This window comes from Psychrobacter sp. CAM01 (assembly GCF_032842965.1).
Classification (GTDB): domain Bacteria; phylum Pseudomonadota; class Gammaproteobacteria; order Pseudomonadales; family Moraxellaceae; genus Psychrobacter; species Psychrobacter celer.
Map to the genome: position 1 here is coordinate 379,000 of NZ_JAWJBL010000008.1, position 12,102 is coordinate 391,101.

Annotated in this window: 9 protein-coding genes and 1 tRNA gene; 4 read left to right on the plus strand and 6 right to left on the minus strand. The window is 46.6% G+C overall.

The window, feature by feature from the left end; genetic code table 11:
* Nucleotides 1-319: 319 nt before the first annotated feature.
* Nucleotides 320-943 (plus strand): BLUF domain-containing protein, encoded by a 624-nt coding sequence (locus R0I52_RS05295; RefSeq protein ID WP_317053470.1) that lies wholly within the window; start codon nt 320-322, stop codon nt 941-943.
* A gap of 408 nt (nt 944-1,351) precedes the next feature.
* Here the strand turns inward: R0I52_RS05295 and R0I52_RS05300 are convergent.
* The 3 genes from R0I52_RS05300 to pyrC form a co-directional block, all read right to left on the minus strand.
* A tRNA-Glu gene (locus R0I52_RS05300) sits at nt 1,352-1,427 on the minus strand.
* Between the two features lie 488 nt (nt 1,428-1,915).
* Entirely contained in the window at nt 1,916-2,674 is a 759-nt protein-coding gene (gene rnt, locus R0I52_RS05305) for a ribonuclease T (protein ID WP_317053471.1), read from the minus strand.
* Between the two features lie 186 nt (nt 2,675-2,860).
* Nucleotides 2,861-3,931 (minus strand): dihydroorotase, encoded by a 1,071-nt coding sequence (gene pyrC, locus R0I52_RS05310; protein ID WP_317053472.1) that lies wholly within the window; start codon nt 3,929-3,931, stop codon nt 2,861-2,863.
* 335 nt (nt 3,932-4,266) lie between these two features.
* On the opposite strand from pyrC, the gene R0I52_RS05315 reads away from it, so the two are divergent.
* The gene (locus R0I52_RS05315) at nt 4,267-5,505 is read left to right on the plus strand and encodes an argininosuccinate synthase (RefSeq protein ID WP_075100583.1); all 1,239 of its coding nucleotides are present in this window, start codon (nt 4,267-4,269) and stop codon (nt 5,503-5,505) included.
* Between the two features lie 146 nt (nt 5,506-5,651).
* Here the strand turns inward: R0I52_RS05315 and R0I52_RS05320 are convergent, their stop codons facing one another.
* The gene (locus tag R0I52_RS05320; protein WP_317053473.1) at nt 5,652-6,914 is read right to left on the minus strand and encodes a hypothetical protein; all 1,263 of its coding nucleotides are present in this window, start codon (nt 6,912-6,914) and stop codon (nt 5,652-5,654) included.
* A gap of 146 nt (nt 6,915-7,060) precedes the next feature.
* Here R0I52_RS05320 and R0I52_RS05325 point away from each other — a divergent pair, with 146 nt between their 5' ends.
* Complete coding sequence (locus R0I52_RS05325) at nt 7,061-7,588, plus strand: L,D-transpeptidase (protein WP_317053474.1); 528 nt, start codon at nt 7,061-7,063, stop codon at nt 7,586-7,588.
* Nucleotides 7,589-7,813: 225 nt separating this feature from the next.
* The gene (locus R0I52_RS05330; protein WP_100749795.1) at nt 7,814-8,428 is read left to right on the plus strand and encodes a nitroreductase family protein; all 615 of its coding nucleotides are present in this window, start codon (nt 7,814-7,816) and stop codon (nt 8,426-8,428) included.
* A 118-nt stretch (nt 8,429-8,546) separates the two neighbouring features.
* Here the strand turns inward: R0I52_RS05330 and R0I52_RS05335 are convergent, their stop codons facing one another.
* Nucleotides 8,547-10,178, minus strand: coding sequence for a CYTH and CHAD domain-containing protein (locus R0I52_RS05335; protein ID WP_317053475.1), 1,632 nt, complete (start codon nt 10,176-10,178; stop codon nt 8,547-8,549).
* 132 nt (nt 10,179-10,310) lie between these two features.
* On the minus strand, nt 10,311-11,897 hold the full coding sequence (locus R0I52_RS05340; RefSeq protein WP_317053476.1) for an isocitrate lyase: 1,587 nt from the start codon (nt 11,895-11,897) through the stop codon (nt 10,311-10,313).
* Nucleotides 11,898-12,102: the final 205 nt, after the last annotated feature.

The following is a 12,102-nucleotide window of genomic DNA, read 5'->3' on the forward strand; positions in this document are numbered from 1 at the left end:
GCTTGTTTTTTTGGTATGTCCGTATATTATTGCTGCAAAAAATTCAAAGCATTGTACTTTTTATATTTGATTAATCAAATATAAAGGTGCGCTAATATATGTCTATTTATATATAATCAAACTTATAAGGTAAACATAGGTTGCTTTGATGACTGAACTAGCCTATTATGTAACTAACTTAATACAATTTATATAAACACTTATAAAATCAATAATATAACAAGCCAGTTGATGACTTTTGATTGTCTTGTCTCTAGATTTTTTCCAACGTTAGTATGGTTGTTTTAGCTACATTAACCTAAATATAGGGAGAAGCGGATTGTCAATAATCAATGATTCGACAAATCCAGTAACGACAGATCTTTACCAGCTGGTATATATCAGCCGGATTACTTCGACTGGTCTATCAAGTCCTAGTACGCTCAATGACATCTCAGAGGTAGCGATTGAGCGTAACCAAACTGATAAGATTACTGGTATTCTTTGCTATGGCAACGGGTATTTCTTGCAATGTGTAGAGGGGTCAGAGCAGGATTTGACCAATCTAAAAAATCGCTTGCTAGTAGATGATCGGCATAAAGACATGAATGTCTTGGACTTTTCAGCGATTGATAAGCGACGTTTTTCGAGCTGGTCATTACGCTCTATCACGCTTGAACGCTGGATGACGAGAGACCCTGCATTGAAAAAATTAATGCCATTTAAGCCCTATAACTGGAATGCTGATGAGTGGCGTAGGTTTTTGGATGTACTACAAGGCTACTACGAAGAGCAAATCAGAACAGGTAATATTGACACCCAACCGATTAAGTACAGCACCTTAGGGGTAACCTTAAGTAAAGTAGTCGGTCAGCATCAAGCGTTCTTTTTGATTCAAACGGTATTGGGCTCGATGATAGTCATCGCGCTGTTGTGGGTGATGCTATCAGATAAAATCTGGTAGGAAGTTCGCTTGCGTCGACAGGTGCGGCAAAACATTTATTCCAGTCTCTCTATATCCTATTTATCTGACCGTAATATAAGCAGTGTGTAGTTAGCTTTAAACTTGCAAGGCCAGCATTCATTGCTGGCTTTTTTGTGGCTATCTATCAGACAGATAGCGTTTAATTTTGATGGCAGGAGTAGGTCAATAGAGTCTAGAGCTTAAAAGTTAGAAAAAGGGTGACTCATTAGCAGAGAAGGGTGTGGTTTGCTTGGCTAAACCAAGTCATTGAGTCAAAAAACCAGCATAAAAAAAGCCCCACTCATAAGATATTATGAGTGGGGCTTTTCGGTGGTACGCTTATCAGTCTTATCTTATGCTAAGTAAAAGCTATGCTAAGCAAAAGGGCTAATAAGTGACGCCTTATAGTGGCGTCCCCAGGGGGATTCGAACCCCCGTTACCGCCGTGAAAGGGCGGTGTCCTAGGCCTCTAGACGATGGGGACTAGTAACAACACCTCAGCTGCTTTCACCATTTATGCTGAAGTGGTGCGTATTTTAATGGCGTCTACGTTTTCTGTCAAGCCTTTTTCTTCGTCTTTTTAAAATTAAATATCTTTTTTTGATGGCGCGGCGCGGATGTAGGTCTTTGCGCTTTAAGTGATGCCGAATCCATAGAGAAGTACAAGCGCTAATGGTCAGGGCTAGTAGCACATAACCGAGGATGGTGCACCATAATTTAAGCTGTGGATCCATAATAGAGTCCCTCCTATCAAGCCTTGCAGTGATGACTCATATACTGCAAGGACGTGTGGGCGACTTTGACCATCTGTAGGATGATAAGACCACTAAGCAGTAGGCTGGTATGGCTCGTCAGCGTACTGTTTTTATTCTCATATCCTTTTCGACTGAAACACCAAGAGGGTAAAGTCAGCTAGTCTTACCAATAGCATTATTATGAGGGCATAACAATATAGGATATGTGATTAAAGGCTTATTTGTCAGTTTGCGTAGCGGTGTCAGCTTCGGTAGGCTCAGTAGCCATAGCGTTTGCGAGCATGGGGTAGCTGTTTAATATATGACAAAAGAGCTCGGCAGTTTTTTGCGTATCGTACAGCGCTGAGTGTGCGTCTTTACCATCAAACCCTAACCCTGCCGCTTTACAAGCTCGTGCCAGTACCGTCTGACCAAAAGCAAGGGCCGACAGTGTCACGGTGTCAAATACCGAAAAGTTATGAAAAGGATTATGGTTTTTGCTATTGGTACGTAGCACTGCGGCATTTAAAAACGCTAAATCAAAATGGGCATTGTGACCGATGAGCACGCACTGACGACAGTCCTCTGCACGTCTGACTTCTTTTAAACCTTTAAAGATACGCCGTAAAGCAGTCTTTTCGTCTTCGGCGATGGCTTTGCGCATAGGGTTTTTGGGATCTATGCCAGTAAATGCCAGCGCACTTGGCTCTAGGTTTGCCCCTTCAAAGGGTTCGATATGGGCGTTGAGCGCATCTCCTGGATAAAACACGCCCTGCTCATTGAGTAAGATAGGGATACAGGCGATCTCTAGTAGCGCATCTGTTTGCGCGTTAAACCCTGCTGTCTCCACATCGACGACGACAGGCAAAAATTTACGAAACCGGTCTTTTAGGCTCAGTGGTGCTTGCTCATCTGACGAACCTGCAGTGCTATCTGCGCTAGTCGCCGGTGTGTGCTCAGGGTTGCGGGGTAAAGCGGTATCGTTTTGAATGGTCATATCACGTTAAATCACTTTTGTCAGTCGTGCTGTTATATTGAATAAATAATCACTAAAAAACCGTCCTACGATCTCAGCTACGCTTTAGGTAACAAGGTAGCGTCGATATCGTCGGATAGCAAATAAAAGCGCGGGTTTTGGCGTCCGCTGCCACTTACTCTTAAGTTGGCTTCGTCTTTAATCGAATTAGTCTTTAATCGACCAAGGGAGCGTCTCGCCCGCTAGCAGCGGTGTCAATGAAGTGCCGTCAAAATACGGGTAAGCGTTTGGCACTTGCATTGGTGTGTTTATAAGGGTGATGGTGCTTTGGTTGACAGGTAAGCCATAAAACTGCGCGCCAAAACGACTGGCGAACCCTTCTAGTTTGTCTATCTTGCCGACACTGTCAAAGGCGGTGGCATATAACGGCAAAGCGATAGAGGCGCTATAGCAGCCGGCACAGCCGCACGTGGCTTCTTTTTTGTCGGTTGCGTGCGGGGCGGAGTCAGTGCCCAAAAAGAACTTTGGATTGCCACTTGTTGCCACGTCTAACAGGACTTTTTGATGGCTTTCACGCTTTAAGATAGGTAAGCAGTAAAAGTGCGGCTTGATGCCACCGACCAGCAAATGATTGCGGTTAAACATCAGATGCTGCGGGGTAATGGTCGCGGCTATATGGTTGCCTTGTGCCAAGACAAAATCAGCGGCGTCACTGGTGGTAATGTGCTCGACGACGATTTTTAGAGTGGGAAATTTGACGATGATTTGTGCCAATACCTCGTCTAAAAACCGCTTTTCGCGGTCAAAAATATCCACATGATCTTGCGTCACCTCACCATGTAACAATAAAGGCAAGTCGTATTTTTCTAACGCTTCAAACACATCGACGCACGCACTGATGTCAGTGACACCATCAGCCGAGTTGGTCGTGGCGCCTGCTGGATAAAGCTTGACCGCTTGGACGATACCAGATTTTGCAGCCATCTCGATGTCTTGCGGCGTGGTGTTGTCTGTGAGGTATAACGTCATGCGGGGGTTAAACGCTGCAATGCGCTCAGCGCTTATGTCGCTGTTTTGCAAGTGCGTCATGATACGCTCACGATACGCGCGGGCATCATCGACAGTTTTGACAGGGGGGACAAGGTTTGGCATACAAATGACACGGTTAAAGCTATCTGCAGCATGTGGCACGGTCGTGCCCAGTGCCTTGCCATCGCGCAAATGAATGTGCCAATCGTCTGGCTGAAGAATGGTCAACTCTCTAATCGAATCAGTCATAAGGTCGTCGCGCTCTATATCGTCATATACGGGAAATAAAAGGGAGTGATACTGCCCGACTATCATAACAGATTTGCCTACTTGACTAAATATGTGACCAGATATAGTCAATAGAAGAGACAGGCGGGCAATGACCCAGCTGGCATGCCAAATAACCGCCGCCAAAATATATTTATTTAAGATTTAACGCAAAAGCGCGCCACACGGGGCAGTGGTACTTTTGCCCATAGTAAATATGATGTACACTGAGCAGGTGGTTTATTTTTTTTGTCTACGATTAGCGCTTTTATCTCCACTCAATTCTCATCATCAAAACTTTATAATAGGAGTTATTCATGGCTCAACTTGATCCAAAAAATATTAATAAAATCGTATTGGCTTATTCAGGTGGTCTTGATACCTCCATCATCGCTAAATGGCTGCAAGAAACCTATGATGCTGAGGTGATTACTTTTACCGCTGATATCGGTCAAGGCGAAGAGGTTGAGCCGGCCCGTGCCAAAGCCCAAGCCATGGGTATCAAAAATATCTATATCGAAGATTTGCGCGAAGAGTTTGCGCGTGACTATGTCTTCCCGATGTTCCGTGCCAACGCCATCTATGAAGGCGAGTACTTACTCGGCACGTCTATTGCTCGTCCGCTCATCGCCAAGCGTTTGGTTGAGATTGCTAAAGAGCACAACGCCGATGCCATTAGTCACGGTGCGACAGGTAAAGGGAACGATCAGGTACGTTTTGAGCTTGGTGCGGTCGCGTTATCGCCAGATGTTGTGACCATTGCGCCGTGGCGTGAGTGGGACTTGTCAAGCCGTGAGAGCTTGATGCAGTATGCTAAAGAGCATGATATTGCCATTGACTATGCTGGCAATAAGAAAAAATCGCCTTACTCAATGGATGCCAATCTACTGCATATCTCTTATGAAGGCGGTATCTTAGAAGACCCATACGCCGAGGCAGAAGAAGATATGTGGCGCTGGTCGGTCAGCCCAGAAGATGCCCCAGACGAGGCACAGTATCTAGAGCTAGAGTATGAAAAAGGCGATATCGTTGCGATTGATGGTGAGCGCCTCAAGCCATATGAAGTGATGATTAAGCTAAATGAGCTAGGCGGCAAGCACGGTATCGGTCGTTTGGATATCGTCGAAAACCGCTATGTCGGTATGAAGTCACGCGGCTGCTACGAGACGCCAGCAGGTACCATCATGCTAAAAGCGCATCGCGGTATCGAGTCGCTGACCCTAGATCGTGAAGCGGCGCATCTAAAAGATGAGCTGATGCCGCGCTATGCAAAAATCATCTACAACGGCTACTGGTTTAGCCCTGAGCGCATGATGCTACAGGCATTGATTGACAAATCACAAGAGTATGTCAATGGGACGGTACGTGTGAAGCTGTATAAAGGCGCGGTGAGCGTGGTTGGCCGTAAGTCGGATGACTCACTATTTGATGAAAAAATCGCCACGTTTGAAGATGATGCGGGCGCGTATGATCAAAAAGACGCAGAAGGCTTTATCCGTCTAAACGGCTTGCGTTTGGCCATCGAAGCCAGCCGCGGTCGTGATTTATCAAAATAAGCGCTTACGCTGTTTTTGATAATTTGATCATCAAAAAGCACGTCATCATATAAAATATGCAACAAAGGCCGCTATCGATAGCGGCCTTTGTTTTTTTTATGACGGTGTTATGAGGATGTTATGAGGGTGATCATAAAAAGGGTTGTCTATTTGGTTTGTTGGTCATTTGCGGGTGTAGTCTCGTCATCGTCTACTCGAACGATGGCGACATCTTGCTGTTGACGCTCTTTTAGGCGGTCTTGCTCTATGACTTCCTCAGTTGCCAGCACCATACCGTCTGACTTTTGGTTTTGATACTTGAGCATCGCAAGAGCGCCAAGGACACCGATCACAGCGACGATCAAAAGGATAACGGGGTTTTTCCAAAGTGGCGTGGCCGCGTCATATTCAATTGGTTTTTCGCTGATGGTGGCTGGGGTGTTGTCGTTATTACCGCCGATTAACCCTAAGCTGACCAAAGGCGGCTTTGGTGGATTGGCAGGCTCAGAGGTTATGCGTAGGCGATTGCGGCTCAAATAGATATCAGATATCTTTGCCAGCTGTAATAGCCAGCGCTGATGCGGTAGCGCGACGGCAGGCATTTGGGCAAAGACCAGCATATCATTGTGATGACCTTGCTGGACATTGTCAGGTGAGCGGCCGATGGCCTTAAGGTAGTTGCCAGTGGCCAGCTGCATATCTTGTACAGGGCTTTGATTGTCAGGTCTAAACCCAGTCAGCTCATACCAGTAAGGGTCAAAAATCGGGGGCGTACTAGATAGCTGCGCGCTACTCAATAGACGGCGCTCGGCGGCACTTACAGATGACGCTTCTGTCGCAGTAGACGGCGTGTCTATACTATCATGTTGGCTCGGTTCTTGTGCGGCGACCGTCTCGGGCGTACGAGCCTGCGCAAAACGCTCAGCTGCTAAAAACTGCGGCTGCAGCGCAAACCACTTATCGATCTCATCATTATCTAGCTGACTATAATCTGCTAAGATAGCCAGCTCACGTAGTGCAATCACGCACAAAGACGTGAGCAAAACTTGTACTTGTGGCGAGGTGGCTTTTATCTGAGAAGCAATGCGCTCACTGGCTTTGATGACTCGGGCATTATCGTTAAATATCGCATCAGCAGCGTCGTGGCGATGGTACAAAGTCGCCCCTAACGTGGCAAAGTTCATCGAGTTGTATTGGCGTAGCTCTTTGACCGCGCCGCGCCCAAATAGCTTTTTGCTGACCGCCTGTCCTTGATAGCGCTGCTGATAGGCAAGGAGTGCACTGACAATAGCTTGTAGGCTGGCATCCATCGCTAAGCGCGCCTGCGGTAGCGAAAGCTGGGCGGCATCTGCCAAAAGCGACACCATCGGCTGGGTATCATGATATAAAAAATCATACATCGACACACGTGTCGGTGAAATAGTCGTCATAATCTGCTAGCATCAAAAAGTGTGCCCCTATATTACGGTGCCAAATGTCTCGGCACAATCCCTTAATAATAGAAAAATTCAATTCATTGACTCACAACACGGTTGACACAGATGTCAATTAGATGGCTGACCGCTGGATATATCCTATGAAAAATAATGAAAACGCTAATAAAAACGTTGATATGCATTTGGTGATTAATATTGCTCAGCAAACCTTAACACTCTACCAATATGATAAAAAAATAGCGCAATACGCCGTATCTACCGCAAAAAATGGTATCGGCAGTCAGCAAGATAGCGGCTGTACGCCGCTTGGCGAGCATGTCATTGCTCAAAAAATAGGAGGCGATGCGCCGATCAATGCTGTGTTTGTTGGGCGGGTGCCAACTGGGGAGATCTATGATGATGCGCTCGGAAAGCAGTATCCTGAGCGAGATTGGATACTAAGCCGCATTTTATGGTTAAGTGGTCTCGAGGAAGGGTACAATAAAGGCTGTAATGCCCAAGGTGGCTGTGATACCTATCAGCGCTATATCTATATCCATGGCACCCCTAACACCGAGCCGATGGGCGTTGCGCGCTCGCATGGCTGCGTGCGTATGCGCAATGACGACATCGTAGCGTTATTTGCGCAAGTCAAAGAAGGCACGCCTGTGTCTATCGTGGCAGCGTAGATGGGTAGGTGGCCTATCTGAGGGCAGATAGTGGCTTTAGCCAAGCAAGCGTGTCAGATACACTGCAACATCAAGCAGAATAACTTTATAGAGTGATTGATAAAATCAACTTTATAGAGGCTAGATATTATTTAGCGTATTGATATAATATTGCCTTACTAAAAGTGAACGTGTCGTGCCAGATACCGCTCACTTTTGACATCTTTTATGATAAGGATAACGATAATGTCTAAAGAAAGTCTAGTCACGCTACAACAAGCTTTTGATGAGCGCCGTTCGGTATATGCATTGGGCAATGAATTACCAGTCGCGCCGCAAGCGATTATCAACATGGCAGAGCGTGTGCTTTTGCATACGCCTTCAGCCTTTAACTCGCAGTCTTCGCGTCTGGTGGTGTTGTTTGGTGACGAGCACCAAAAGCTGTGGGACATCGCTGAAGAAAAACTGCGTGCAGCGGTCGGCGACGGTGACTTTTCGGGCAGTCAGCAAAAGCTGGACGGCTTTCGAGCAGCGGCGGGTACCGTGTTGTTTTATGAAGACCGAAACGTGACCAAGTCATTGCAAGAGCAGTTTGCTTTATATGCTGAGCGTTTCCCTATTTGGGCAGAGCAAACCTCAGCCATGCACCAGTATGCCATGTGGACAGAGCTGCGTACGCTGGATATCGGTGCCAACCTACAGCATTATAATCCACTAGTAGATGAAGATGCCGCGGCAGCGTTTGCTATTCCCGACAGTTGGGAGCTGATAGCACAGATGCCATTTGGTAATATCAAAGCCCCTGCTGGCGAAAAAACCTATCAGCCGGTCAGTGAGCGTATGAAAGTACTGGGTCTATAAGAGAGTCAGACACGCCTTAGGCCTACCTGATGATAACGTGGCCTTGTGTTACCAATATCAATGATAAAAAGACAGCTCATCGACCATGAGCTGTCTTTTTTGTATGTAATATAATGGTTTAGATTGATATCAGCGATTTTTTGACTTTGGCCAAACGTTTTTGAAGAGGTTTATATTGGGTCTTTAGGGTAGCAGCAAACCAGCCTGCGCCAAATAGCGCAGGTGTCTCTGTCGCTGATTTTTGCTGATAGTGCTGGCCATAACGCATGGCGTCGTCATAGTGGCTCAGTGCTTGTTTTGCTTTGAGCAAGTGCTTACGCTGGCGCTTGAGCTTCTTTTTTACTTTCTTTTTTTTGTGGCCTTTCTTGAGAAAAGGCGCGGCAAACTCATGGACATGATATAAGGTCGTCACCTGCTGGTTTAACGCTAGCAGGGCTTGCTGACTCTCTTGCGTGTCTTGGGCGCCGCCGTTTTTCTTGGTATCGTCGGTAGCGCTCTCTTCTGACTCAGCGCCATCTAAGCATGGATGTATTTTATGTTGAAGCCGCTCTTCGGCCTGCAAGAACGCTTTTTGCTGCTTGAGGAGCACGGCTGTTAGCGCATCTTTTGCGCTTTTGTCCGCGTGCGGCTCAAGCGCTGGATCACTCATCGCAAAGGCAATCAGCTCCAGTAAGGTTAATTGAAAGTCATTGGCACAGACAGCGTCCATAGGCCGTACCTTCATAGCGTCAATATCAGCCGCCCATTCTATAGCAGGCGCGCCATATTGCTGTAAATGTGGCTCTACAGTAGAGGCCAGATGAGTAAGGTGCTGATAGTCACTGAGTAACGCTTGAGTTTGCTCTAGTATAGGAGACCAATCAGGGTTGATCTCATCAGAAAAGCTGGCAAACGCTTGCAGAGCAGCGTGCAGGCGAGTGATACCAATCGCTAGCTGCAAGACATGCGCGTTATCATAACGCCCAGAGACGATAGCGCTGCTATTAGGCAGCATATGTAGTAGGCAATGATGTACCGCCGCCCGTACAAACGCAGGCATACTGGTATGGTTGTCGATATGAGAAAGCTGAGTGGCAGCAGTGACAGCGGGGTTATGCGCTTGTCCTGTAATCAATAGACCACCGCGCTCGGCTTTAGTGATGGTAGATAAGCACAGCTTATAGCGCTTACACCAGACTTTGGCTGTCGTAAATAAAAAATCAATATCGCCTGACACCAGCTCAAATTCAATTTCTTGAATACGATCACGCAGCGCATCATCATTACCGTGGACAATCTCTCCATAGTCATAGGCCATCTCCAGCTGATTGTCTGCGCCTTCATCATTGTCTTCTACCAATAGGCGGGTGGTGCGCTCGACATCAGTGATATACAGCTGAGTGAGGTTTTTGGTGAGTTTTTTGAGCTTAAAGGACGCAAGAGCAGGGGCGATGGCGGTGTCTTTATATATACTCAAATCAGGCATAAGCGCATTGTTAGCGAGCATGGCTTGTACGTGCTCAGGGTCTAAGGTGGCATTGTGCTCTAGGCGAGCTGCCAGACCATCGCCACCAGCTTTGATGGTTTGCACCCATGTATCGCCTTCTTTACGAATGCGTAGGCCAATTCCTGCTTGCGCCAACTGCTGATCAGGGGTGTCATAGTAGTGGGCAGCCATTTGTGTGGTTTGAGAGGATTTGACTTTTGCTTGACGCATCAAGCCTTTAAGCCGTGCCTCTGGGACCAAAAACTTGAGTTCGATCTCTTGCATAATGACTCCTAATAATGACGACGAATGCTTATTAGTCTACCATCCTATGCGTGATGATAGGACAATAAAAAAGCCGCCCTACAGTATGTAGGACGGCTTTTTGTATCAATTATACTTAAAAGTAGTCGATGATTAGAACTGGTTCATGGTGTTCTTTTCGCCGCCAGCTTTTAGCGCGTTGTCACCTGAGAAGATTTCTTTGTGATCATCACCTAAGTCAGAACCTGCCATGGCTTGGTGCTTAACACAAGAGATACCTTCGCGGATTTCTTTGCGCTGTACGCCAGCTGCATAAGCAAGCATGCCTTCTTCACCAAAGTAGCCTTTAGCAAGCTCATGTACGCTAAGCGCTGTGGTGTGGTAAGTTGGCAAGGTGATCAAGTGATGGAAGACACCTGCTTCACGTGATGCATCACGCTGGAAGTTTTGTGCAGCAACGTCAGCGGCAGCGTCAAGCTCAGTGCCGTCGTAATCGCTACTCATCAAGTTATCTTTGTCATAGCTTGATACGTCTTTGCCTTCTTCTTCCCACTGAGCGATTACTTGCTTACGGAAGTTTAGCGTCCAGTTGAATGATGGGCTGTTGTTGTATACGAGCTTGGCTTTTGGCTGCTGCTCTTTGATGCGATCTACCATTGATTTGATGTGGGCAACATCTGGCGTTGGTGTTTCGATCCAAAGTAGGTCGGCACCGTTTTCAAGCGCAGTCACACAGTCAAGTACGACGCGATCGATGTTGGTCTCTTCACGGAACTGGTATAGACCGTTAGCCAGACGTACTGGACGAACCAGCTTACCGTCACGCTTCAGAAGGACGTCGTTTTCTTTTGCATCAGCGATGTCGATTTCTTCTACGTCGATGAAGTCGATGTATTTAGAAGCAAGGTCGCCTGGCTCCTGTGATACTGGGATTTTTTGCGTCAAAGATGCGCCTTCAGAGTCAGTACGAGCAACGATAACACCGTCTTCGACACCAAGCTCTAAGAATGCGTAACGAATGGCATTGATTTTGGCGATGTAGTCTTCGTGCGGTACAGTGACTTTACCTGCTTGGTGACCACATTGCTTGGCATCAGATACTTGGTTTTCGATCTGAATGGCACAAGCACCGGCTTCGATCATTTGCTTGGTTAGCAAGTAAGTGGCTTCTTCGTTACCAAAACCTGCATCGATATCGGCGATGATTGGCACAACATGCGAGTCGAAGTTCTCGATTTTCTCTAAGATAGCTGAGGTATCTTGACCCGCTTCTTCAGCTGCGTTTAGCTCACGGAAGTAGTCGTTTAGTACTTTAGCATCGGCTTGACGCAAGAACGTGTAGATCTCTTCGATTAGCTTAGGCACTGAGGTTTTTTCGTGCATTGATTGGTCTGGCAGTGGACCAAACTCAGAGCGTAGGGCAGCTACCATCCAGCCTGATAGGTAGATGTAGGTTTTAGACGTAGTACCAAAGTATTTTTTCTTTGCATACATGGTTTGCTGAGCGACAAAACCGTGCCAAGCACCTAAAGACTGTGTGTATTGAGACGTATCGTTGTCATAGTCTTCCATGTCTTGACGCATGATTTTTGCAGTATATTTGGCGATATCCAAACCGGTTTTAAAACGGTTTTGCATCATCATACGTGCCGCATCAGTCTCGCTGATATTCTGCCAGTTACCGTGCTTTTGCTTTAATTCACGTACTACGTCGATCGCTGATTTATATGCAGTTGACATCTATAGTCTCCTTGGTGGGGTGTAAAAAAAACGAAAAATTCCATGTTAAAATAACGCTAATGGCATCTGACCAGATAAGCGCATCGTGATGCTTTATTTGAGTGTTATCGGCGGCTTATCAGAGCAGAGACCATCATCAGTCATCCGTTCGAGCATCTGTTCAAGCCTTAATTACCCTAAACAAACCTGCTCGCGAATACAAGTA

What these genes read in the sequence shown, in the direction of transcription:
- pyrC (WP_317053472.1), bottom strand. Translation starts at nt 3,931, where the DNA reads ATGACTGATTCGATTAGAGAGTTGACCATTCTTCAGCCAGACGATTGG.
- R0I52_RS05340 (WP_317053476.1), bottom strand. Translation starts at nt 11,897, where the DNA reads ATGTCAACTGCATATAAATCAGCGATCGACGTAGTACGTGAATTAAAG.
- R0I52_RS05325 (WP_317053474.1), top strand. Translation starts at nt 7,061, where the DNA reads ATGAAAAATAATGAAAACGCTAATAAAAACGTTGATATGCATTTGGTG.
- R0I52_RS05320 (WP_317053473.1), bottom strand. Translation starts at nt 6,914, where the DNA reads ATGACGACTATTTCACCGACACGTGTGTCGATGTATGATTTTTTATAT.
- R0I52_RS05335 (WP_317053475.1), bottom strand. Translation starts at nt 10,178, where the DNA reads ATGCAAGAGATCGAACTCAAGTTTTTGGTCCCAGAGGCACGGCTTAAA.
- rnt (WP_317053471.1), bottom strand. Translation starts at nt 2,674, where the DNA reads ATGACCATTCAAAACGATACCGCTTTACCCCGCAACCCTGAGCACACA.
- R0I52_RS05330 (WP_100749795.1), top strand. Translation starts at nt 7,814, where the DNA reads ATGTCTAAAGAAAGTCTAGTCACGCTACAACAAGCTTTTGATGAGCGC.
- R0I52_RS05315 (WP_075100583.1), top strand. Translation starts at nt 4,267, where the DNA reads ATGGCTCAACTTGATCCAAAAAATATTAATAAAATCGTATTGGCTTAT.